A 22,642-nucleotide genomic window follows, 5' to 3' on the forward strand; every position below is an offset into this window, starting at 1 on the left:
TCATAACCTCAAGGGGTTATCATATATGGCGATTTTTGATAACCTCGGTATTATATAAAGTCGCTCAACCAATATTGTATAGAGCATCGGGAATAACCCGCTAAATGTTAAGGAAGCCGATATGCCACAATCATCTGACGCGCAATACCCACCACTACCGTTAATACAAACTTGGGTATGGATGATGACCGAATCGAATAACCCCGAAATTCAACAAAAAGGTCAGAGTAATTTAATCTCCTCTTTTGGCAGTTTAGCCAAGGCTAACGAATACCTCATTACTCAGCAAAGTCGTTAATCGCACTTTAATAATAAAGAGGAAGCCATCGGCTTCCTCTTTATATTTATATTTTTTTAACCTGTTTCGCGACGACGTATAATACTCTGGTTAAGCATACCGAGTAATGTTTCAGTATCTTGCCAGCCCAAACACGCATCGGTAATACTTTGGCCATAACGTAAAGCCTGTCCCTCTACGTGATCTTGGCGCCCCTCCACTAGGTGACTTTCAATCATCACGCCAAAAATGGCTCGCTCACCAGCACTTATCTGCCCTGCAACATCTTCAGCCACCAGCAACTGACGTGTAAACTGCTTACAGCTATTAGCATGACTAAAATCCACCATAATATTGGTAGGCAACTTAGCCTTAAGCAGTTGTTCGTTAATCGCTTTAACATGTTCAGCACTATAGTTGGGCTCTTTGCCCCCCCGCAGAATAATATGGCAATCAGGGTTACCTTTAGTCGATACAATGGCAGAATGGCCGTATTTGGTCACCGACAAGAAATGATGTGGGGCACTGGCCGCGCCAATAGCATCGATCGCCACTTTAATAGTGCCATCGGTTCCATTTTTGAATCCCACAGGACAAGATAAACCCGACGCCAATTCACGATGAACCTGAGACTCTGTTGTGCGAGCACCGATAGCTCCCCAGCACATCAGATCGGCAACATATTGCGGTGTGATCATATCTAAAAACTCACCGGCAGTCGGCACGCCCATATCGTTTAAATCCAGTAATAGCTTACGTGCTGTGCGCAGCCCATCATTTAATTTAAAGCTATTGTCCATATCAGGATCGTTGATTAACCCTTTCCAGCCCACAGTGGTGCGCGGCTTTTCAAAGTAAACTCGCATGACGATCTCAAGTTGATCTTTATATTGCTCTCGTACCTTCACTAAGCCTTGCGCATATTCCAACGCCGCCACAGGATCGTGGATTGAACACGGGCCCACCACCACCAACAGGCGATCATCTTGCTGCTTTAATATTTGATGAATACTATTACGCGCATTAAAAACAGTGGCAGATGCATTTTCAGTAGCCGGAAATCGCTCAAGAATCGCGACTGGAGGTAATAACTCTTTAATTTTATTGATACGAACATCATCGTTTTGATAATACATGATATATATTTACACTCCGGCTAACGATTAAAAACAAGTCTCTCTTTTGCGCTACTTGTTTAAATCTATCCAGTATTATCGAGTATTGCAACTAAACAGTGGCCTAATACAATTAAAGATGAAAAATAAGATTTTTATCAGTAATTTGTAAAAGGTGATTTATCAATTTCACCACTCGTAATAAGCCGTTAATGCCGCCTAAAGCTGTCGCTAAATTTAACATAACAGCGAAGTTCAGTTTAAAGCAGCCACAACCTTCATCTAACCTAAGGTTACCATCAAGCCAATAGGCTATAACAGAAAATAACGTTGAGCTTATTGCTGTTCCTCAATTAGTAGAGGTCAGCAGTTACTCGTCTGATAAGTCTACACCAACGGCCATGTATATTAATTTACGATGAAGATGCTAACCTTGTCACGGACGGACAGTTAACCCAATATTTAGTTACGAATTAAGTCAATAAGGTGCGCTGCAGCGCATATACAGTGCACCAGCATAAAGCCTATAAATCCATGGGCACAACTCTGATGATAACTGCGCCAATTTAACGCTTCACTGCTGCCTTGAGTCACAAACCACATCACACCGGTAAACGACACTAACAACAGCAATATCAGGCCAACCCCCTCTATCACACTAAAGAGGCCTCGCCCCCCAGCTGCAGGGATCTTACCGCGCTTTAAACCGCAAACATCACTACTTAGTTGGGTAAAATCCCCCATAAGCCAAGGAAAAAATTGACGCCACTTCCCCTTAACAACATTCGCCAGTAACATCGGTAGCGACAAACCGGCAACCACCATACCTAAATAAACATGTAAATAATCCCAGACTGAAGCATTCACTCTGATGCTGCGCCCCATTACAATCCAACTGCTGGTGAGGATCAAAAATAGCGATAACAAGATCAACAGCAGATGTTGGTACTCTATGGTTTTATTAATCAATTTACGGAGCATATCAGTCATCTCCTAGCCGTAAGCCACACTTACAGTTGATGCAATTGACTCGCATATTCGCCCACTTTATCCCAATCGGTGTACTCCACCCGAGTATCTGGCGCTGTCGGCCCTTTGGTGAGCCACATGATGAAGCGAATAATATTTCTATCGAGGGCGTTGTAGCCTTGATAATCTAAATTGCCACCAAATACTGCCAGTAACTTAGGTTTCCAAGACGTTTTGGCTAAAAATGCCTGCATATAGGGGTTGGTTTCTGGGGTGTTTTTAGCCGGTTTTCTGGCCACTAGACTGACCGAAAAAAAACTACTCACCTTATCATTTAAGGCCTGCATATTTTGACTAATAAAGTCATAGACCGCGGGATGATGTTTACCGTGACGAATACTGGCCCCCAGCACCACCTTATCAAAGGCTTCAAGTGGTGGCACATCGTCAATACTGGCGCAAGTAACCTGATTGCCAAAAGATTCGAGACGCTGCTTGAGGTGATCAGTGACCTTACGCGTCTGTCCATGTACGCTAGAATAGATAATTAATATTTTACTCACTGATACCTCTAACTTTATTAATATCAACCAATAAAATCATCATAAGCGATTTGTAGCAATATTTAATTGAAACAGATCACGAGGGGTTGCAGCAAAAGCCCTGGTAAGTTTACCTGCATCACAAATACAGCGATAATTCGTTAAGATTAATGCCCCTCGCCCAGCTCGCCATGCTCAGTGCGCGCTCACTGTTAACGATAGCCCCCCCTTGCATCATGCTGCTCAACTCCTAAAGAAAAAACCAAGGTAAATTCATAGATATCAGTAATAAATAAGATGAAATTAAGCAAGGCAAGGTCAATAATAGTGCGATAGACTGCTTGTTACTTCATCACATAATTACATTTGAAACCATGACTGAAAAGGGTTCTAGCGCTTCACAGCACAATCAGCTTGATGTCTCTGCACGTAAAAAAGCCTTGTCACTTGGGCGTTATATAGGCTTGAGTGGTGAGGAAGGGTATCGACCTTCGATGGCATCAATAACTGCGCGTGCCCAGCAACGGCAAAACCTGTTAGTCAACCAATACCAGAGTAATCTAGAAACTATCTATACTATTGCGCTAGCACAAACACCTTCTGATGTGATTGGCGCTGATTTAGACCCCGACTGGATCCATCAATTCTTTCAATTAGCGGAGCAGATCCATAACCGTAACATGCAAACCTTATGGGGGCGTATATTAGCCAATGAACTCACCAGTCCCGGTCGCTTTAGCTTACGCAGCCTATCGACACTCAAACAGCTAACTCACAAAGAAGCACAGATGTTTGAAAAAGCCTTAGGCATGAGCGTAACCGTTAATAACGAATCCAAACTGAAATTACTCATGGGCTATCGCCATTCTGGTGGCATTGGACAACTGTTTCGCAAGTCAGACAATACCCACATCGCCCTGTCACAATTTGGCTTACCTTACTCCGCCATCCTAACTATGGTGGATGCGGGATTACTGCATAAAAGCGAGTTTGAAACCGGGGTGCTTAACGCTAAAACCGCCATCAGCCTGACATTATCGGGCAAATCTATGACGCTCACCCCTAAACATGGAAACCTGCAATTTAACTACTATCGCTTAACTCCTTCGGGCGATGAACTCGCCCAATTGGTGCGTTCTAAACCGGATGAAGAGTATGTTAAAGCGCTAACAGCCATTTTTAGTAAAGACTTTAAAATTGATTATTGACTCGTTTGCGCCACGCCGCAATTTACAGGCTGAGGATTAAACCAGTTAAGGCTTTGAGCTAAATCAACCACTTCGCCAATAATCATGAGTGCTGGCATCTGTAGTTGTGGCGATGCCGCCAACTGTTCCAGTTCTTCTAAGGTGCCGATAAAGCTTCGCTGTTCATCGGTCGTCGCTTTAGAAACGATCGCAACCGGTGTCGTCGACGCACGACCCGCCCCAATGAGCCCTTGCTTAATGGTGTTAGCATTTAAAATCCCCATGTAAATCACTAGGGTGTTTTGACTGTTGGCGTAGCTTTGCCAGTCGATCGGACGACTCGCCAGTTTGCAATGACCGGTAATAAAGGTCACGCCTTGCGCATGATCTCTATGGGTCAATGGAATGCCAGCATAGGCTGATGTCCCGCTCGCCGCCGTTATGCCAGGGACTACTTCAAAGGCGACGCCGGCTTCGACCAGGGTTTCTAGCTCTTCACCGCCGCGACCAAAGATAAACGGATCACCGCCTTTAAGGCGCACCACATGTTTGCGGGTGTAAGCCTTAGTAACAAGCAGTTGATTGATCTCATCTTGGGCCGCGCTATGTTTACCAGCGCGTTTACCCACGGCAATTTTCTCGGCAGCTACTGGCACTAAGGCCATGATGTCCTCACTCACCAAAGCATCATAAAGCACTACATCGGCTTGTTTTAAGATGCGAAAAGCTTTAAGCGTGAGTAGCTCAACGTCTCCTGGGCCTGCGCCAACCAGCCAAACTTTGCCGCGCTCCTGCTGCCTAGGTAAAGTAATTAGTTCCATGTCCGCATCTCTGCCAATAATAATTAGCTTAATATAGCGTCATTTTTATTACTTAAAAAATATATAATAATTAGATTCTATTCCATTTAGTTATTAAGAATGTATCGAAAAGAACCTATGACGGTAGCAAAAACCGTCGCGGCGCAGATAAAAGATGCAGTGTGGCGAGTCAAATGTTAAAACAGATCTAGCTTTTACTGTTATAGCCACATGATCTCATATGCTCAAAGCGCATATGCTAAAAGGAACACATGGATGAAAATATCTCAGTGTCGTTATTGGACGCCTCTACTTGGATTACTTACGCTCGCTACGCCAGCCTTTAGCGCAGACAAACCAGAGATCGCCTCTCCCTCAAAAAGCGACTCATTGGTTGATGAGAGGATAAAGGTGGAATTGGCAACCGCCGACTTACCCTTTGTGATCACCCCGCACAAGGTCAATTACATCTTACCTTTCACCTATAACACCAGTCCCAATATCGAGCCCTTTAAAGAAGAGATAGAAAATTCCGACGCCGATATAGATAAAATGGAAGCTAAATTTCAAATTAGCTTCAAGTTTCCGCTGATGTACAACGTATTTGGCGATAATGGCCACTTGTTTTTTGCCTATACCAATCAATCTTATTGGCAGGTCTATAATAAAGAGATTTCATCACCGTTTCGGGAAACAAATCATGAACCCGAAGTATTTATGCTGTTCAATAATGATTGGAAAATTGGCCCGCTAACTAACTCGCTGTGGGGGATCGGCGCGGTGCATCAATCCAATGGCCAAACAGGTGATCTCTCCCGTAGCTGGAATCGTATCTACGGTACTATGGTTTTTGACAGCGGCCCCTTTGCATTGAGCGCCAAGGTGTGGTGGCGTATTCCTGAAGACGCCAAAGAGACGCCCACATCGGCAAGAGGCGACGACAACCCCGATATCACTGATTATATGGGTAATGTTGAATTACACGCGGTGTACGGGTTAGATAAACATAGATTTAGTATGCTACTGCGTAACAACTTAGATAATCCTAACTATGGCGCAGTGGAAGTCACTTGGAGTTACCCCATCGTCGGCAACCTAAGACTGTATACGCAGTACTTTAACGGCTATGGCGAGAGCCTATTAGACTATAACTCACACACCAATAGAATTGGGATTGGCTTTTCCATAAACGACATTTTATAACGGCCTGAGTGTGGGTTCAGCACGAGAGGATAAACCATCAGCATGATGAAATTCGGTCATCAATCCATCATCAATGGCTTTGGATTAATCATGCTTATTAGCTGCCTGCAACTGACGTTTATCGCACTGCGAAACGAGCCACCTAAGGCGCTGTTAACAGGTAAAGAGATCCGTGACGATTTACAATTTTTGCAGCAACAATTAGCCGAACACTCCTCATTTGCCGCTATTGCACCGCAGCGATTAACACTTATTAGCGAGCGGGCTCAAAGGCTGGCCGAGCAGAGCACATTGCCCGTCAAGCGCAGTGAGTTTGCCATGCAGCTACATAATGTATTAGCACCTCTCGATGATATTGCTAGTCGCATATCTGATGTAAATAATGCAGCTAAGCTGCCCATTCATCTTCAACACAGTAACGATGGCTGGCGAGTACTCAATAACGACAATAGGCTAATCGATAGCGAACACCCTTTAGTGACTCATATTGATGGCCTGCCCATTGCCCGCTGGGTCGATGCTTGGCAACGGTTTTTAGCACCATCACAGCAATCACAGCCTGATCAGCAAGCCAAACTGCTACACCATATTTCGCTACTGAGACAAGAGATAGGCATAGAGCATAGCGACCATGTACGCATCACCTTGAGTGATCTGCAACAGCATATCCGCCAGCTTAATCTGCCATTACCATCTTCGACTCAAATCTTGCCTGCAACAGCACTAAAAACAGAGGGCTACTATGATGCAGTCCGCGGTCAATTTAGCCTACATGACTTAAGTAAATTCACTCCCAATAGTCCATTGCAAAAAGCGCTCAGCCAGTCGTTATCAACGCCGCTAACCATCATAGATTTACGTAATGCTTATGGCCATGGGGATCAACTGTTAACTGGGTTGGCGCAACACTATCGCAAGCACAACTTACAAGCCAATGTAGACACGGCTTCAGCACTTTACGCCATTGCCCGTTATCGACGAGCGCCAAACTTGCGCAGCGATTATTTGTCGCAATTGAAATTTGTTGCCTATGATAACCTCCCCACCGATGAACAACAGCAGGTAAACCAAGCCAGCCAACAGATCCGTAGCCAGTTTGATACTCGCTTTAGTCAATGGCATGCACGTAAATGGCCCAGTAGTGCGCCAACATCAGCGACCAGCCGAGCGAGATTGCCAAGCGGCACATTTGCCCAACAAAGGCTCACTCAGCCTAAATTGTCCCCCTATCCACCAGACGCACATCAGATGCCTCAATATGAGCCCGCTTGGCTAACACCATTAACATCCCCCATGGCTCAAGCGGGACAGCTAGTATTATTGATTGGCCCCGACTGTCGTCAGCAATGCCAGTGGGTAGCCTATTTTGCCCAGCAATGGGCAAATACCCTATTAATCGGTGAGCCGACTCGCGGTAGCTTTGATAGATATCACCTCATTACGTTACCCAACAGCAATATTAAGGTGAGCATTAGCAGTAGCCTCATTTATGATATGCTCGGCCAACAGTTATCAGGGCTAGCAACTTATCCTGATATTTTAACCAATACAGACGCCATGTTATGGCGCAATTCGATCATCTCGCTCATCGATTTATACGCCAGCAAAGACTCTCTAGAATGACCAGAAAGCCCTCTAGCAATCGCCTAATGTCCACAAAAAAAGGAGCAATAACATGAAGACACTAATCAACACCCTATCGAGCCGATGGCCCCATATTAGGATGCTCACAAGCGTCCTGTTCCTCGGCCTAGCCAGCATCAATTTGGCCCATGCAACCGATTTAAAAGTAGGCGATAAAGCACCAGACTTTAGGCTGCAAGCAACCGACGGTCATTTCTACCAACTACAAGATTATTTAGGCAAACAAACGCTGGTGCTGGCTTGGTATCCCATGGCTAATACTCACGGCTGTACATTAGAGTGCAAATCACTGGTGCAAAAAGGCCACCTTATTCGGGAATATAACGCCGTTTATATGATGGCCAGTGTCGATGATCTTGAAGATAACCAAAAGTTTGCCGAAGAACAAAAAGCCGATTTCCCCATGTTAAGCGACCCGACAAAAGCCACGGCTAAAGCCTTTGATGTGCTTAATTTAGTGCGAGTCGCCAGCCGAGTGACTTTTTATATTGGAAAGGACGGTACTATCTTAAAAATTGATGACGATATCAACCCTGCCAGCGCAGCCGAAGATATCGCCGCCACCTTAGCTGAGCTAGGCGTAGAGAAACGCAGTTAAGCCTTAACTTAACCCTTCGAAGGCAAGGTCGTAGGCCTTGCCTAAATCAACCGTTTTAGGCTTATCAGCCTTCAACTCAGCAGTTCGCTTATCGGTTGCTTTAAGTGTCGCCGGATGCACCAAGCTCAATGGCACATTAGCGATAGTCAATAACACTCCCTCAAGGATAAAAGTGCCTGCGCCACCAGCACCTTGTCCAGTTGTTGCGCGGCGATTAAGCACTAATTGCGCCACATTATGTTGCTGACAATACGCCCCAAAGGCGGCGCAAAACAGCGAAATATCCTCTGCGGTAGGAGCCTTAGGAATAGCCAGTTTATTGATTTTACTTACTAACACCCTATGGTCTGCACGCGTCCCCTCAACACTCACTAAACGAGCTTCATTCCCCTTTAAAAACACACCTGTTATCACCACAATATTCACCTGCTGTAAAAACTAAAAAGCCCTCCCCCTGGTGACTCACCACTGGGGGAGGGCTCAAATCGATTAATGGCTTACTTGTCGTTTGCCGTCTGCATCAATGAATTAATCACTATGCCTCTAGCATTAACATCTAAATCCACCTTTACCTTCATACGGTAATCGTTAAGGCTAGCTAACTCTTCAGGGATAGGCTCACCACTGATCTCCATTAACGTCATCATCGGCGTAAACAGCTTGGCGTAATCGGCCGATAGGCGCAATAACCCGTTGCTCGCTAACGCCTCCTCGACTAATCCATCTGCAATTTGTTGGCTTTTATCACCACTGTAGAGAGCTAAATGATTACCTTTAAGGGCCATCTTCACGGTAAAGCCATAATAAGGCGGGAATTGCAGCGCGCTGTTTAAATCAACGGGGCTACCATCTTTAGGGAGTTGAATATTGGCTAATTCTGGTGCAAATGGCTTCACCATATTAAACAAGATGGCGGGGTCATCTGCCGACAGCGTCACAATAGCATCCAAGGTTTTAATCTCAAAATCCGCCGCCGCTTCATTTAACTCATAGTTAATAAGCGACATCGACAACCCTTTAACCCCATTGGCCATCCCTGTAAACATACCTAACATGGCTGGACTTTGACCTTCCATCTCAGCTTGTATTTGGCGTAGAGGTTCACACTGATAGGATGGCGTAAGCAGGTCGTCCCACACTTTTGTCATCGCAGGCACAAACTGAGCGACATCTATGCCTAAACCGATAGAAAATACACTACTTGAAATATCTTGAGTATAAGTAGGTAAAAAACCACGAACTTGTTGCAACGCGCCCATAATCACCTGGTTGTGACTTTCGATAACCGTACTAATGCCCATAGTGGTCTGCTGCTTGGTTAACTCAAATTCTGTGTACCCCATTACGGTTTTAGGCCAGTTGTTGGCGATACCATTAAACTCATCGCGGCACACTTGTGAGCGCAATTCGATAAAGGGATCTTCATCAGCCATGGCAAAGAGACGAGTTAACTGTTTAGCCAATTGGTTGCCGTCACGAGTGGTAATGCCCTTCACCAACTCCTGATGATTGATATAACTTAATCCATCCTTTAAAAAACCGTGTTTAGCAATAGCGTCATCGATAATATTGGTATCACTAATAGGATTGGTCACCGCCTTTATCCCTAAGGCCGTTTCCAACAACATCGGCTCACTAAAGTTGGTGGATAAGGTTAGGGTCAGCATGTCATTATTGATAGCGACCACCAGATCGACTTGCTCAGTATCCCCTTTATCCATCAATGGATAGGCGCGGTAATTAACATCACCCAAGGAGCGCATGTCATGCATTAAGCCACTTTCGGCTTCGAGGCTGTCTAACAGCGCCCAAATCGCCTCAGGCTTTGCAACGTCAAGTTTAAGAACAGGAAGTGCGCCTAAGGTATAAAAATAGCTGGTGATATTTTGCGGTAAACCAAAGGTATCGATAAAGGTCTGTCCATCTTTAATACTCCCCATGTAGCGATTCAATAATCCGAGAACAAACTTCGCGCGCGGATCATCTTCTTCAAGCATCAACTCGCGTAATTCTTCAGGATATTGCTTTTGCGCCTCAGGAATAGCGTCGATGTAATCTTTGATAGGAAACGGACTAAACTGTGCAGAAAACAAAGGAGTATCGGCAGGAATATAGGCCAACGTCGCATTATGTGACTGCGGCTCTTCTTGTTGCGAAACCCAGTAAGCACCGGCTCCAATAGCGATCACGGCCGCGGCCACTAATGCCTTCTTCATTAAAAACTCCCTTTAAATATCGATGATCCGCCAAGACATTGTCACCGCCTTTGGCTGGTACAAAAAAATAGTGTACAGATAGTACTATATGGATGAATAAAAAGGGAAATGACTATTGGACTAGTTAGGCGTATCAAGCAATTGAACAGGTGAAAATACCACAAGAAAGAAGATAAACAGGCGATGCCACATAAGTGAATAACAGTCCCAGACACCTGGATAGCCACACCGGACTATCCAGGGCCTAAGCGATAATTAGCAAGCGCTAGCAAACCAATCAAGTTTCGCAGTGACGTGTTGGTATCGAATTGCTGCCCTGTCTGCTGGTAACCTTTTTATAAGGAAGATAAAAGTTACGCTACCCCAGCGGAATAAAATCCAGACAAACTATCAAAACCATCTACGGGAACTTACAACTATAGAACAAATCACCAGCCTGTGTATAACCATGTTTAAAAAAAGTGCATAAAGCATGAAAAAGTATTAAGACTAACGTCTTATTAGCTTAACTATCATGATGATAGCTACAATCTAAGCGCCTAAAAAAACACCAGCAGTTATACACCAATCCCATAACACCTAAATCTCATAATGCAGGCCACATTCCCGCTTCAAGCCATTAAAACGTGTCTCTTCTTCTGTCATTCCCAGTGTTAAGGGTTGGGTAGAATGGGTATCACCTACTGAGACATAACCTTGCTCCCACAGCGGATGATAGGGTAATTGATGTGCGATCAAATATTGATGCACATCTTTATTACTCCAATCGACTATGGGCAGTAATTTATAACGTTCGCCATGAATGGCTAAAATAGGCAAAGCTTCACGAGTGCTGGCTTGGGTGCGTCTTAACCCCGCAAACCAAGTGCCAATATTAAGCTCTTGTAGTGCATTTTGCATCGGGATCACTTTATTGATGCGATTATACTGCTCTAGACCATCGAGCCCCTGCTCCCACAATTTGCCAAATTTGGCCTCTTGCCAAGCGGCGCTCATTGGCGCTCGGTACACCTTAAGGTTAAGTTGCAAGCGCTCGGTCAATTGATCTATAAACTGATAAGTCTCAGGAAACAGGTAACCTGTATCGGTTAAGATCACCGCAATATCACTCTGAGCCTGACTGACCAGATGCAACATGACTGCCGCCTGAATGCCAAAACTGGATGACAAACCATGCTCACCGGGTAAATAGGCTAATCCCCACAGGACGCGCTCGGCCGCTGTAAGAGTCACAAGGTATTCATTTATCTTTGCTAATTCAGCTTGTTGCTCTACTTTAGGTGCGCCAATCAGCGCCTGTAACTGGTTTGGCGATATCATTAATTTATCCATGAAAATCCCTGGCGGCATCTAATACCGCTTTCACTACGCCGACACGCACAGTGAAGTTACCAAAGGTTTCTCCCGTTTCTCGCTCACTGACATAGCGAGCAAACAGGGCATCGAGTTCGGCTAAAATCTCCGTCTCTTGAATATTCTCTCGATAAAGCTTATTCAATCGCGTACCTTCAAAACTGGCACCAAGATAGAGGTTATAACGCCCGGGAGCCTTACCAACCAAGCCAATTTCAGCCGCAAAAGGACGAGCACAACCATTAGGGCACCCCGTCATACGAATAACAATACCTTGGTCGAGAAAACCATGCTTTTCCTGCAGCGCTTCAACTTTGGTCAAGAAATCAGGAAAGTAACGCTCCGCTTCTGCCATCGCTAATGCACAAGTCGGCAATGCTACGCAGGCAATGGAATGACCACGGGTTTCGCTGATCAACTTGCCCATCAAACCGTGACGGCGCGCAATCGCTTCAATCTGTGCTTTATCTGCCTCGGCAACACCCGCGATGATGATGTTCTGATTAGAGGTCATACGAAAATCCCCTTTGTGTACCAAGGCAATTTCACGCAGTCCAGTTTGCAACGGCTGATCCGGTAGATCTTTAATCCGACCGCCTTCGATAAATAGGGTCAAATGCCATTGGTCATCAACGCCTTTTATCCAACCATAACGATCGCCGCGATCGCCGATCACTACATCACGTTTAGGCTCAAACTTAATGCCAGCACGCTTTTCAACTTCAGCTTTAAAGGCATCAAATCCATGTTTTACAATGGTGTATTTAAGGCGTGACTGTTTACGATCGGAGCGATTGCCCCAGTCACGCTGCACTTTAAGTACCGCTTCGGCAAACTTAAGGCAATCTTCCGCTTTAATAAAGCCAAAATCATCACCCAGACGCGGGAAGGTGGCAACCTCGCCATGGGTTGATCCCATACCGCCGCCTGCCACCATATTAAAACCAATTAACTCACCCGCTTCAGCTACGGCGATAAAGCCAAGGTCGTTGGTGTAGACATCGACATCATTATCGGGCGGTACCGCCACCGCCATCTTAAATTTACGCGGCAGATACGTTTTGCCATACACAGGCTCTACTTCATCACCCTCACTGACGGCCACCTTGTCATCACCTAACCATATCTCGGCGTAAGCTTTAGTACGCGGCAAGTAGTTATCCGACAACTGCTTGGCCCAGTAAAAAGCTTGCTGATGCAGCTTAGACTCTACCGGGTTGGGATTACACATCACGTTGCGGTTGACGTCACCACAAGCTGCGATTGAATCTAGCGCTTCTTTGTCCAAATCTTGAATTAGCGTTTTAAGATTACGCTTAGGAATACCGTGATACTGAAACGTCTGACGCGTCGTAAGACGAATGCTATTTGAGCTGGTGAGGTTTGAGGCAATTTTATCGACCCCCAACCATTGCTTCGGCGTACACACCCCACCCGCCACTCGAGCACGCAACATAAAACTGTAAAGAGGTTCTAGCTTTTGCGCTTTACGTTCATTGCGTTGATCGCGGTCATCTTGCTGATAAAAACCATGAAACTTGATCAGTTGCTGGTCACCTTCGCTGAACGAGCCAGTCAATGAGGTATCTAGCCCCTCTTCGATAGTGCCGCGCAAATAGTTACTGTCGGTCTTTAGGTGTTCATTTACTGATAATTTTTGTTCGCTCATGGCTACTGTCTTTCCCTATAAGTGCCCGGGCGCTGCCGATGCACGTTTCGCTACTTTAAGTGGTTTTTTAGCTAAAATGCGTAATACGTCGATTAATAAACATCTTTTTGATAACGTTTATCACGGCGAAGTTGCTCTAAATATGCTGCGGCCGCCTCTTCATCTTTACTGCCATATTGCTTCACCACATCAAGCAGAGCTTGATGCACATCTTTAGCCATTCGCTCGGCATCGCCACACACGTAGAGGTGAGCCCCCTTTTCTAACCACTGCCACAAGGCCTCGCCGCGCTCAGCAATGCGATGCTGCACATAAACCTTGTGCGCCTGATCTCGCGAAAAAGCCGAATCAAAGCGGGTTAGCGTGCCCTCTTTAAGATATTGCTGCCACTCGGTTTGATACAGGAAGTCTTGCTCAAAGTGCGGATTACCAAAGAATAACCAACTTTCTCCAGCCGCCCCTTGTACGGCACGCTCCTGCATAAAGGCCCTAAAAGGGGCCACACCGGTGCCAGGACCTATCATAATCACAGGCGTTTCTGGATTATCAGGCAAACGAAAGTGGTTGTTCGGCTCAACATAGACCTTAACTGCTGCACCCTCTGCTGCGGTCGCTAAAAAGTGTGACGCGCCGCCAAAACGGGCAACACCTTCTCGCTCATCCGCAACCAATGCCACAGTCAGATGTACTTCGCCGTCCACCTCGGCTTGGCTCGATGCTATCGAATAGAGGCGCGGCGTGATTGGGCGCAATAACTCGACCAACTGGAAAGCGGTAATATCAACCGGATACAGAGCAACCAGATCGGCAAGTTGATGATTGAGCACAAACTGACGCGTCTGTTCTCGGTCTTCGCTAATTACCAGTAATGCTTCATCACCGCTTAGTTGTGCCCAGCTTTGCACCAGTCCAGGGTAAAGCTGGGTTAATTCGCGCTTATCTTTAAGCGCCTCAAAAAACGACAGGCTTTGCTCAGCAAGCGTCACCTGCACTGCGCCATCGAGGGACAAGGCACTCAAAATCTCATTAACCAAGGCATCTGAATTACTAAACCATACCCCGAGTGCATCACCCACTTGATAACTGAGCCCTGAGTCAGCGAGATCAATCTCAACATGGCGCACATCTCTGTCTGAATCACGCCCGGTCAATTTTTGGCTCACTAGCACCTCGGCGCTATAGGGTTTTTGCTTAGTGTAAGTTGCTGCAGTGGCGCTACTGACACCGCCTATTGAGACCACGTTCGCGCTAGAGGCCGAGATTAACGGCTTAACGGCAGTCAACACCTGCTGCTGCCATTGGCTCGCAGCCACATCATAATCGACATCACACTCAGTTAGCGGCACAATCGATTTAGCACCTAACGCGGCAAGGCGCTGCTCAAAGTCTTTACCGGTTTGGCAGAAAAACTCGTAACTCGAGTCACCGAGCGCTAATACAGCATAATTAAGCTGCTCTAAACGCGGCGCACGTTTCGATGCTAAAAACTGGTGTAGCTCAATGGCATCATCAGGGGCTTCGCCTTCACCATGGGTACTGACCACGGCAAGTAGTAAGGTCTCTTGTTTCAGCTGGCGCACCTTGTAGTCGGCCATAGAAACGAGATTAACGGCATAGCCTTGTGCCTGGGCTTTTTCAGCCAAGTCGGTCGCAACACCTCGGCCATTGCCTGTTTGACTACCATAGAGAATAGTGATGGTTTGCTCTGGCGCACTGGCAGTATTGATGGCATGACTCGCCACTTCGGCAGTCGCCGACAGATAGCCGCCCACCCACGCCAGTTGCACCGCAGTAAGTTCACTCGTGAGTTGTTTTAGCTTATCGACCTGCCCTTGAGACAGTGGAGAAGCCAGTGATGAAAGCTCTTTTAACAGCATGAAGGACGGCCCTATATCAGTGTAATAGACCTAGCTTAGAGCCTTACTTGAAAAGCAAAAAAGAATAAAATATGATTTTTAATATCTTTTTGGAATATGCAAAGCGCATTAATTGAGCTACAAAAGTGAGGGTGGCGAATCAAAATCGTAAAAAATGACTAGTTAAGCACAGAATTTAAAATAAGAAATTGTGGCCTAGCGCAAATTTTTTGCCCTGACCAGTGTTAAAAAGCCAAATATAAAAAATTCGTGCTTGTTTATGCTTTTAGACACGCCACAATAATGAGTCAACTTTAATAACGACGTCTGTCCCTAACTAAGAGGTTTCTCAGTGAAACTAGGTCTACTAAAAGAGAGCCAAGCCGATGAAAAACGCGTTGCGTTGATTCCGGCAAACGTGACTCGGTTAATCAAAAAAAACCTCCAAATCCTTGTCGAAAGCGGCGCTGGCGAAAGCGCAGGTTTTAGCGATCAGCAATATCAAGAAGCTGGAGCTATTATCACTCCCCGCGAGCAAGTGTTTGACCAGGCTGACATCATCACAGTGGTTAATTGTAAAGGTAGCCAGTTTGATGAAATCAAAACACAGGCCAAAGCTAACCAGCTGTTTATCGGCATGATGGATCCCCTCGCTCACCCAGACAATGCCACGGCGCTTGCCACAACGGGGACCACAGCGATTGCCCTTGAGCTCGTACCACGTATCACGCGCGCCCAGAGCATGGATATTCTATCGTCAATGGCGACTATCGCTGGCTATAAAGCAGTACTTCTGGCTGCCCATAAAGCCCCGCGCATGTTCCCCATGATGATGACGGCTGCAGGCACCTTAAAACCGGCCCGCGCCTTTATCATGGGTGTTGGTGTGGCTGGCCTACAGGCATGCGCAACGGCAAAACGCCTTGGCGCCGTGGTGGAAGCTTATGATATTCGCCCCGCCGCGCGCGAACAAATTCTGTCTGTCGGTGCCAAGCCTGTCGAGCTGGATCTGGAAACGGAAAACACCGAGACCAAAGGCGGTTATGCCGCCGAGCAAAGTGATGACTTTATTAAACGCCAACAGCAAGCCATGACCAATGTGCTAGCACAACAAGATATTGTTATCACCACCGCTGCCATTCCTGGCCGCAAGGCGCCAGTGCTTATCACTAAAGCCATGGTCGAGGGCATGAAGCCTGGCACCATCATTGTCGATTTGGCTGCCGAAACCGGCGGCAACTGTGAGCTGACCCGTCTCGATGAAACTGTTGTGCATAATGGTGTCACGATCTTGGGTCCTTCGAATGTACCAGGTACAGCCGCAACCCACGCCAGTCAAATGTATGGCACCAACATCGAAAACCTACTGAAATTGCTCGTCGATAATGACGGCCAACTGCATTTAGATTTTGACGATGAAATTGTGCGCGATACTGTTGTCGTGCATCAAGGAGAAGTGGTTAACGCCCGGATCCGTTCGCTATTGGGCATGCCCGACATTGCTGCGCCAGAGGAGGCTCAATAATGGAAATTTTATTACTACTCACCCTATTTGTGGTGGCCGTTTTCCTTGGGGTGGAACTGATCACTAAAGTCCCACCAACCCTGCATACCCCATTAATGTCTGGCTCTAATGCCATTTCAGGCATCTCACTGGTAGGCGCCCTGCTGTCGGCCGGGTCTGGCGCGGGTGTTTGGGTTAACGTATTAGGATTTATCGCTGTGGTACTTGCCACGATTAATGTGGTCGGTGGCTATATGGTTACCAATCGCATGCTTGCCATGTTTAAAAGGAAATAAGCCAACATGAGTATGACGATTATTTATCTCGCCTACCTCGTGGCCGCGAGTCTGTTTATTTTAGGCATTAAAGGGTTAACTAAACCACGCACCGCTGTACGTGGTAATCAGTTATCGGCCTTAGGTATGTTTATAGCCGTGGTCGTGACCTTGTTCGATCAAAGCATTTTAAGCTACGAGTGGATCATTGCCGGTATTCTATTAGGCGGAACCATTGGGGCCTTGATGGCCACTAAAATCCAAGTCACCGCCATGCCTCAAATGGTCGCTATGCTTAACGGTTTTGGTGGCGGTGCATCGCTGTTTATCGCCTTAGCCAGCTTCCTTGACCCTGACTCGGCCACCCATATCGTGGCGCTGATCTCAATTGCCTTAACGGTACTCATAGGTTCGGTTACCTTGTCAGGCTCGTTCGTTGCTTTTGCTAAGTTACAAGAGTTGATCTCAGGCAATCCAATTAAAGTACCAGGCAATAAAGTGATTAATGCCGCTTTATTAATCGCTGCAATCTGTTTGTCAGTCGCCATAGTGCTAGACCCAAGCAACACGGTGCTAATCTATGCGCTCGTCGCGGTGTCCGTATTATTGGGCTTGTTCTTAGTAGTGCCTATCGGCGGCGCCGATATGCCAGTGGTAATTGCCTTGCTGAACTCCTACTCGGGTATTGCGGCGGCGACAACCGGCTTTATCACGGGTAATACGGTATTGATTGTGTCGGGCTCACTGGTTGGGGCCTCTGGCATCATCTTGACCCAGATCATGTGTAAGGCGATGAACCGTTCACTATTTAACGTCCTATTTGGCGTCATGGCCGAGGGCGGCGAAACTATCGATGCCGACGAAGTTTATGCTGGCAAGGTAACCTCCTCTTCACCAGAAGAAGTGGCGATGCTGCTAGAAACCGCCGAGCGCGTGGTGATTGTACCGGGTTATGGCTTAGCAATGGCGCAGGCGCAACACGCGGTGCGCGAACTCGCCTCAGTGCTAGAAGCTCGCGGCGCTCAAGTGCTCTACGCGATTCACCCTGTTGCTGGCCGTATGCCAGGGCACATGAACGTACTCTTAGCTGAAGCCGAAGTGCCGTACGAGCAGTTAATCGAAATGGATGAGATCAACCCTCAGTTTGAGCAGACCGATGTGGCGATTGTAATTGGCGCAAACGATGTGACCAACCCCATGGCACGCGAGGATAAAGGCAGCCCAATTTACGGCATGCCTATCTTAAACGTCGATAAGGCGCGCACTGTGGTCGTGGTGAAACGCTCTCTCAGCCCAGGGTTTGCCGGCTTACCTAATCCGCTGTTTGCTAAAGATAACACCTTGATGTTATTTGGCGATGGTAAAAAGGCCATTGTCGATTTAACCCAAAGTTTGAAAGAAGCTGATTAATATTGGTATAGGTTAACCCCATAGGGATTAGCCACATTATCTAAGACAGCCGTTAAAAAGACCGCATAAGCGGTCTTTTTTATTGGCTAAAAATACGACCAGCTTTTAGCCCGAAATAGGCGTAGGTTATACCGTGTGTCAGCAACGTTGTCGGCCACGCTTTCGATACCCCGCACCATATCGGCACCTAAGTCTTAGCCTCTGCAATTAATATACACCATCTGCCATTAACACAGAGCAAATGTAACAAACTGAGCTTTAACTTGCTAAAGCCAAAATCTTCTGATTATATGCGTCACGTACTGCATGACATTTATCACATGACATCGATACTCATTCTCTATTGCCTAAGGGGAAGATTATGTTGCAAGAGATCGCACTTAAACATCCACTGTTATCGACTGAAGATAGACGCCTTTCTCAAGCTAAATCAGATGAACATTGGGATAGGCTCACTAATGCGCAGCGGTTTGCGTTCTACACTTTAGCCAAACTCGGCTACCAGTTACTGTTTGTTAGACGCACCCCAAACACCTCCACAGCAATAGCCAAACAGGAAGATCAGTTGGTGACCATCAATGATGAAGGTGATATCGACTTTAACCCCAATGTGATATTGCGTGAGCGTCGCCCGCCACGGCAACAGTTATAGTGTATCAGTGGTGCAACTTGCCCTTGAGACATCGGCGCGTTTTGCTCTAGCGAGCTCCAAGTGTCAATGAGGCTTAATCACCACTCATGGTCTGCGTATCTAACCACGCTAGCGCCTTTGGCTTACCCATAAGGTGTTCCAGTGTCGGTCGAATCACATCCGCCATTTGTGCCCGGCGCCAAAACATATAATGTGGCAGTCTATAGCGAATACTGCTGCCAAAAAGATGCTGTGACAAACTTGCAAACTCATTTAATTCATCGGCCTGATATTGGTGTAACGTCGGATAAATCTCATCGATTAAGCGATCAAAATCCTTAAACTGACCTAACTCCTGCCAGCTATAACTATGCAGCAACTGAGCCAGCATAGGCGCTGACCAGTGAGAGAGAGCCAGCACATTATCAAACATCGCGAGATTACGTTTATGGTATTGCTGCCAAGCCAGATGCTGGTCTTGCCCTTGCCTTGCCAGCACCCACACGAGGTAAATATCGGCCAGCCACTCATGTTGATAACCCGACAAGGGATGCTGAGTTAACCATGCTGACGCAGAAGAGGTCACAGCCAAATGCCCCAGCTCATGCCAGAGCGTCATTGGCACGGCATTATCAAGGGCTAAGCTATACAACTCGCCGCTCCAACGTGCCGACGATAATCGAGGAATATTCTCAGGGTTAAGCAATACCACCCCAGTGATCTCAGGGTGGTCGATAGGTTTCGCCATGGCGCCACGGTTACCCAGCTCTTTAAGCAGCTCTCGCTTGGGTGGCAGTTGCTGACGCGCATCGCTGGGTAACAGGGCTAAACATTGAACAAGCTCAGGCGTATGACAAACCAATGCTTGCCCATGGGACATAGGGACCCACAACCAAGCACTGGCTAGCAGTAACGCCTCTGAGATCACTGTTTCGCCATGATATTTTGTATTATCGCTGTAGTAGATACACCATCTTCAAAGCCAAGCACTTCAACGCTGCCACCGGCGGCAATCACCTCTTTACCCCCTGCGATATCCTCAACCTGATAGTCGCCACCTTTAACCAACATATTGGGCAGCAGGCGGGCAATAATGCGTTGCGGCGTATCTTCACTAAATGACACCACCCAGTCGACCGACGCAAGTCCAGCAAGCACCGCCATGCGGCGATCCAGTTGATTGACCGGACGACCATCGCCTTTGAGACGCTTTACCGACTCATCATCATTAACCGCCACAATTAAGCGATCGCCCAAGGCTTTGGCTTGCTGCAAATAGCTAACATGGCCCGCATGTAAAATATCAAAACAGCCATTGGTCATCACCACGCGCTCACCGCGCAGCTTCGCCTCTTCTAGCGCATAAACTAACTGATCTTCGCTTATCACCCCAAAGCCGCTCTCGCCATGGCTTAAGTTTAAGGCGGCGATCAATTCGATACGGCTCACCGTTGAGGTGCCTCGCTTACCGACAACAATCCCTGCGGCAGTGTTAGCAATCGCACATGCTTGTGGCAGATCGCTTCCCGCGGCTAAGGCGGTAGCAAGCGCCGAAATAACTGTATCACCAGCACCTGTCACATCGTACACTTCACGGGCCACGGTCGGAATATGTAACTCAGGCGCGTTAGCGGTGATAAGGGTCATGCCTTTTTCTGAACGCGTCACCAACATGGCTTCTAAATCATGCTCTTTAAGCAACGCCTGTGCCTTCTCTACCAGATCCGCTTCATCGCGCACAGTCCCCACAACTTGCTCAAACTCAAGCATGTTGGGCGTTAATAGCGTTGCGCCGCGATAACGAGAAAAGTCACTGCCTTTAGGATCGACCAAGACTTTAATGCCCTTCGCTTTCGCTCTGGCAATAAACTCTTGCGGCTTATCTAATGCGCCCTTAGCGTAATCAGACAGCACCACAACAGATACATCGGTAAATTCGCTCTCGGCACTATTTAACAGCGCTTGACTGTGCGCGGGCAGATAAGGCTCTTCAAAATCTAAACGCAGCAATTGCTGATTACGTGACAAAATTCTGAGCTTAGTGATTGTCGGCTTCTCAGCTACTCTGAACCATTTAGGCTCAACACCTAAGGCTTGCACGCCTTGGGTAAGGGCTGTGGCAGTTTCATCTTCGCCAACAATACCCGCTAGGCGAACGTTGCCGCCCAAGGCTGCAATATTCAGCGCCACGTTAGCTGCGCCGCCCGGTCTATCTTCAACCTGATTGACTCGCACCACAGGTACCGGAGCCTCAGGAGAGATGCGCCCAGTCGGTCCGGTCCAGTAACGGTCTAACATCACATCGCCGACCACGAGAACTTTAGCTTTTTCAAATGCTGGCAGAGAAATCTTCATATTGGGCTTATCTTTTAAAAATTAATCCATGATTATACCTAATTTTACCTAATATTTGAGTTAGAATGTGCAGTAATTTTGATTAATAGATTTGAGTGGCTCGTGGTCGAAAAAGCAGAATTCTCGGTAACATTTTGTCATCCTAAATATTGGCTAGTCTGGTTGGGCGTCGGCTTGATGCGCCTCACTCAGTTGTTACCCCTACCGATGCAGATGTGGCTGGGGAAAATGCTTGGGCGCTTCGCTAAAAGAGTGGCTGGCAGCCGAGTGCATACCGCCAAACGTAATATAGAGCTGTGCTTTCCTGATATGCCAGCGCAAGAGCAAGCGCAATTGCTGAATCGGAATTTTGAAGAGACTGGCAAAGCCATCTTTGATATCGCCAACGCATGGTGGTGGTCAGATGCCAAAGTACAGCGCCATATGACGATTAAAGGCCAAGAACATGTCGAGCAAACCTTGGCTAGCGGCCAAGGGGTTATCTTGTTTGCGGTGCATTGTCTACCCCTAGAGATGGGCGCGCGCATCTTTGGTCAGTTTCAACCCGGTATCGGCGTGTATCGGCCACATAACAACCCATTGATGGAATATCTGCAGGTTAATGGCCGATTACGCTCCAACAAAGGCTTGGTACCTAAGCGAGATTTACGTCAAATGGTGCGCAGCCTCAGAGCCCCCGATGTTATCTGGTATACGGCCGATCAAGACTTTGGCCGTTCAAGCGCTGTCTTTATTCCCTTCTTTAATGTGCCCGATGCCGCCACCATCACAGGCGCAACCACCTTGGCTAAGCTAGGCAAAGCTAAAGTCTTGCCTTTTGTGGTCGAACGCAACGGCGACGATAAGGGCTACACCATTGAAGTCCAAGCGCCACTGGATAATTTTCCCGGCGACAATGAAATCGAAGATGCCATTCGCGGTAACCAAATTATCGAGTCTATCATCAATCGTAATCGCGCCCAATATATGTGGCTGCATCGCCGCTTTAAAACTCGCCCTAATCAAGACGATCCGTCGCTGTATCAATAAGCTCATCAT

21 protein-coding genes are annotated in these 22,642 nt (G+C 47.0%); 10 read left to right on the forward strand and 11 right to left on the reverse strand.

The window, feature by feature from the left end; all coding sequences use genetic code 11:
• Positions 1 to 121 precede the first annotated feature (121 nt).
• A complete protein-coding gene (locus AC5YB1_RS16100) occupies positions 122 to 298 on the forward strand; it encodes a hypothetical protein (protein ID WP_475515922.1) in 177 nt (58 codons plus the stop codon).
• 56 nt (positions 299 to 354) lie between these two features.
• On the opposite strand, the gene aroG is transcribed toward AC5YB1_RS16100, so the two are convergent.
• The 3 genes from aroG to hemG form a co-directional block, all read right to left on the reverse strand.
• Positions 355 to 1,413 (reverse strand): 3-deoxy-7-phosphoheptulonate synthase AroG, encoded by a 1,059-nt coding sequence (aroG, locus tag AC5YB1_RS16105; protein WP_494519994.1) that lies wholly within the window; start codon positions 1,411 to 1,413, stop codon positions 355 to 357.
• Positions 1,414 to 1,854: 441 nt separating this feature from the next.
• Positions 1,855 to 2,382: a cytochrome b/b6 domain-containing protein gene (locus tag AC5YB1_RS16110; RefSeq protein WP_494519995.1), complete on the reverse strand. Its 528-nt coding sequence runs from the start codon at positions 2,380 to 2,382 to the stop codon at positions 1,855 to 1,857.
• A 20-nt stretch (positions 2,383 to 2,402) separates the two neighbouring features.
• Complete coding sequence (gene hemG / locus AC5YB1_RS16115; protein ID WP_494519996.1) at positions 2,403 to 2,924, reverse strand: menaquinone-dependent protoporphyrinogen IX dehydrogenase; 522 nt, start codon at positions 2,922 to 2,924, stop codon at positions 2,403 to 2,405.
• Positions 2,925 to 3,277: 353 nt separating this feature from the next.
• Here hemG and AC5YB1_RS16120 point away from each other — a divergent pair, with 353 nt between their 5' ends.
• Positions 3,278 to 4,111 (forward strand): TIGR03899 family protein, encoded by an 834-nt coding sequence (locus AC5YB1_RS16120; protein WP_494519997.1) that lies wholly within the window; start codon positions 3,278 to 3,280, stop codon positions 4,109 to 4,111.
• Here the strand turns inward: AC5YB1_RS16120 and cobA are convergent.
• Entirely contained in the window at positions 4,105 to 4,911 is an 807-nt protein-coding gene (gene cobA / locus AC5YB1_RS16125) for a uroporphyrinogen-III C-methyltransferase (protein WP_494519998.1), read from the reverse strand. The two genes, AC5YB1_RS16120 and cobA, sit on opposite strands and share 7 nt — an antisense overlap.
• Positions 4,912 to 5,166: 255 nt before the next feature.
• Between cobA and AC5YB1_RS16130 the strand changes: the two genes are divergently transcribed.
• The 3 genes from AC5YB1_RS16130 to AC5YB1_RS16140 all read left to right on the forward strand — a co-directional run bounded on the left by AC5YB1_RS16130 (position 5,167) and on the right by AC5YB1_RS16140 (position 8,335).
• The gene (locus AC5YB1_RS16130) at positions 5,167 to 6,093 is read left to right on the forward strand and encodes a phospholipase A (protein ID WP_494519999.1); all 927 of its coding nucleotides are present in this window, start codon (positions 5,167 to 5,169) and stop codon (positions 6,091 to 6,093) included.
• A 42-nt stretch (positions 6,094 to 6,135) separates the two neighbouring features.
• Positions 6,136 to 7,716: a hypothetical protein gene (locus tag AC5YB1_RS16135; protein ID WP_494520000.1), complete on the forward strand. Its 1,581-nt coding sequence runs from the start codon at positions 6,136 to 6,138 to the stop codon at positions 7,714 to 7,716.
• A gap of 100 nt (positions 7,717 to 7,816) precedes the next feature.
• Complete coding sequence (locus AC5YB1_RS16140; protein ID WP_494521660.1) at positions 7,817 to 8,335, forward strand: peroxiredoxin family protein; 519 nt, start codon at positions 7,817 to 7,819, stop codon at positions 8,333 to 8,335.
• Between the two features lie 3 nt (positions 8,336 to 8,338).
• Here AC5YB1_RS16140 and AC5YB1_RS16145 read toward each other — a convergent pair whose 3' ends face one another.
• The 5 genes from AC5YB1_RS16145 to AC5YB1_RS16165 form a co-directional block, all read right to left on the reverse strand.
• The gene (locus AC5YB1_RS16145; protein ID WP_494520001.1) at positions 8,339 to 8,752 is read right to left on the reverse strand and encodes a DUF3010 family protein; all 414 of its coding nucleotides are present in this window, start codon (positions 8,750 to 8,752) and stop codon (positions 8,339 to 8,341) included.
• 80 nt (positions 8,753 to 8,832) lie between these two features.
• A complete protein-coding gene (locus tag AC5YB1_RS16150; protein ID WP_494520002.1) occupies positions 8,833 to 10,551 on the reverse strand; it encodes a hypothetical protein in 1,719 nt (572 codons plus the stop codon).
• 579 nt (positions 10,552 to 11,130) lie between these two features.
• Positions 11,131 to 11,883, reverse strand: a complete 753-nt coding sequence (locus tag AC5YB1_RS16155) for a phosphoadenylyl-sulfate reductase (protein ID WP_494520003.1) — start codon at positions 11,881 to 11,883, stop codon at positions 11,131 to 11,133.
• Complete coding sequence (gene cysI, locus AC5YB1_RS16160; protein ID WP_494520004.1) at positions 11,876 to 13,573, reverse strand: assimilatory sulfite reductase (NADPH) hemoprotein subunit; 1,698 nt, start codon at positions 13,571 to 13,573, stop codon at positions 11,876 to 11,878. The genes AC5YB1_RS16155 and cysI overlap by 8 nt, the downstream gene beginning before the upstream one ends.
• A gap of 92 nt (positions 13,574 to 13,665) precedes the next feature.
• Positions 13,666 to 15,450 (reverse strand): assimilatory sulfite reductase (NADPH) flavoprotein subunit, encoded by a 1,785-nt coding sequence (locus tag AC5YB1_RS16165; protein ID WP_494520005.1) that lies wholly within the window; start codon positions 15,448 to 15,450, stop codon positions 13,666 to 13,668.
• Between the two features lie 331 nt (positions 15,451 to 15,781).
• Between AC5YB1_RS16165 and AC5YB1_RS16170 the strand changes: the two genes are divergently transcribed.
• The 4 genes from AC5YB1_RS16170 to AC5YB1_RS16185 all read left to right on the forward strand — a co-directional run bounded on the left by AC5YB1_RS16170 (position 15,782) and on the right by AC5YB1_RS16185 (position 19,270).
• Positions 15,782 to 16,954 carry a Re/Si-specific NAD(P)(+) transhydrogenase subunit alpha gene (locus AC5YB1_RS16170; RefSeq protein ID WP_494520006.1) on the forward strand — a complete coding sequence of 391 codons (1,173 nt, stop codon included), beginning with the start codon at positions 15,782 to 15,784 and terminating at the stop codon, positions 16,952 to 16,954.
• The gene (locus AC5YB1_RS16175) at positions 16,954 to 17,229 is read left to right on the forward strand and encodes an NAD(P) transhydrogenase subunit alpha part 2 (RefSeq protein WP_248977486.1); all 276 of its coding nucleotides are present in this window, start codon (positions 16,954 to 16,956) and stop codon (positions 17,227 to 17,229) included. The genes AC5YB1_RS16170 and AC5YB1_RS16175 overlap by 1 nt, the downstream gene beginning before the upstream one ends.
• Before the next feature lie 6 nt (positions 17,230 to 17,235).
• Positions 17,236 to 18,618, forward strand: coding sequence for an NAD(P)(+) transhydrogenase (Re/Si-specific) subunit beta (locus AC5YB1_RS16180; protein WP_494520007.1), 1,383 nt, complete (start codon positions 17,236 to 17,238; stop codon positions 18,616 to 18,618).
• Between the two features lie 361 nt (positions 18,619 to 18,979).
• Positions 18,980 to 19,270, forward strand: a complete 291-nt coding sequence (locus AC5YB1_RS16185; RefSeq protein ID WP_494520008.1) for a hypothetical protein — start codon at positions 18,980 to 18,982, stop codon at positions 19,268 to 19,270.
• Positions 19,271 to 19,343: 73 nt separating this feature from the next.
• Here AC5YB1_RS16185 and AC5YB1_RS16190 read toward each other — a convergent pair whose 3' ends face one another.
• Together AC5YB1_RS16190 and hldE are read right to left on the reverse strand one after the other, a co-directional pair.
• Positions 19,344 to 20,177: a hypothetical protein gene (locus AC5YB1_RS16190; protein ID WP_494520009.1), complete on the reverse strand. Its 834-nt coding sequence runs from the start codon at positions 20,175 to 20,177 to the stop codon at positions 19,344 to 19,346.
• Positions 20,174 to 21,604 carry a bifunctional D-glycero-beta-D-manno-heptose-7-phosphate kinase/D-glycero-beta-D-manno-heptose 1-phosphate adenylyltransferase HldE gene (gene hldE / locus AC5YB1_RS16195; protein ID WP_494520010.1) on the reverse strand — a complete coding sequence of 477 codons (1,431 nt, stop codon included), beginning with the start codon at positions 21,602 to 21,604 and terminating at the stop codon, positions 20,174 to 20,176. The genes AC5YB1_RS16190 and hldE overlap by 4 nt, the downstream gene beginning before the upstream one ends.
• 102 nt (positions 21,605 to 21,706) lie before the next feature.
• Between hldE and AC5YB1_RS16200 the strand changes: the two genes are divergently transcribed.
• Entirely contained in the window at positions 21,707 to 22,633 is a 927-nt protein-coding gene (locus AC5YB1_RS16200; RefSeq protein ID WP_494521661.1) for an LpxL/LpxP family Kdo(2)-lipid IV(A) lauroyl/palmitoleoyl acyltransferase, read from the forward strand.
• Positions 22,634 to 22,642: the final 9 nt, after the last annotated feature.

The sequence above is a fragment of the Shewanella sp. 433 genome (genome assembly GCF_059338565.1).

What these genes read in the sequence shown, in the direction of transcription:
- AC5YB1_RS16100 (WP_475515922.1), top strand. Translation starts at nt 122, where the DNA reads ATGCCACAATCATCTGACGCGCAATACCCACCACTACCGTTAATACAA.
- aroG (WP_494519994.1), bottom strand. Translation starts at nt 1,413, where the DNA reads ATGTATTATCAAAACGATGATGTTCGTATCAATAAAATTAAAGAGTTA.
- AC5YB1_RS16110 (WP_494519995.1), bottom strand. Translation starts at nt 2,382, where the DNA reads ATGACTGATATGCTCCGTAAATTGATTAATAAAACCATAGAGTACCAA.
- AC5YB1_RS16120 (WP_494519997.1), top strand. Translation starts at nt 3,278, where the DNA reads ATGACTGAAAAGGGTTCTAGCGCTTCACAGCACAATCAGCTTGATGTC.
- cobA (WP_494519998.1), bottom strand. Translation starts at nt 4,911, where the DNA reads ATGGAACTAATTACTTTACCTAGGCAGCAGGAGCGCGGCAAAGTTTGG.
- AC5YB1_RS16130 (WP_494519999.1), top strand. Translation starts at nt 5,167, where the DNA reads ATGAAAATATCTCAGTGTCGTTATTGGACGCCTCTACTTGGATTACTT.
- AC5YB1_RS16135 (WP_494520000.1), top strand. Translation starts at nt 6,136, where the DNA reads ATGATGAAATTCGGTCATCAATCCATCATCAATGGCTTTGGATTAATC.
- AC5YB1_RS16140 (WP_494521660.1), top strand. Translation starts at nt 7,817, where the DNA reads ATGCTCACAAGCGTCCTGTTCCTCGGCCTAGCCAGCATCAATTTGGCC.
- AC5YB1_RS16150 (WP_494520002.1), bottom strand. Translation starts at nt 10,551, where the DNA reads ATGAAGAAGGCATTAGTGGCCGCGGCCGTGATCGCTATTGGAGCCGGT.
- AC5YB1_RS16155 (WP_494520003.1), bottom strand. Translation starts at nt 11,883, where the DNA reads ATGGATAAATTAATGATATCGCCAAACCAGTTACAGGCGCTGATTGGC.
- cysI (WP_494520004.1), bottom strand. Translation starts at nt 13,573, where the DNA reads ATGAGCGAACAAAAATTATCAGTAAATGAACACCTAAAGACCGACAGT.
- AC5YB1_RS16165 (WP_494520005.1), bottom strand. Translation starts at nt 15,450, where the DNA reads ATGCTGTTAAAAGAGCTTTCATCACTGGCTTCTCCACTGTCTCAAGGG.
- AC5YB1_RS16175 (WP_248977486.1), top strand. Translation starts at nt 16,954, where the DNA reads ATGGAAATTTTATTACTACTCACCCTATTTGTGGTGGCCGTTTTCCTT.
- AC5YB1_RS16180 (WP_494520007.1), top strand. Translation starts at nt 17,236, where the DNA reads ATGAGTATGACGATTATTTATCTCGCCTACCTCGTGGCCGCGAGTCTG.
- AC5YB1_RS16185 (WP_494520008.1), top strand. Translation starts at nt 18,980, where the DNA reads ATGTTGCAAGAGATCGCACTTAAACATCCACTGTTATCGACTGAAGAT.
- hldE (WP_494520010.1), bottom strand. Translation starts at nt 21,604, where the DNA reads ATGAAGATTTCTCTGCCAGCATTTGAAAAAGCTAAAGTTCTCGTGGTC.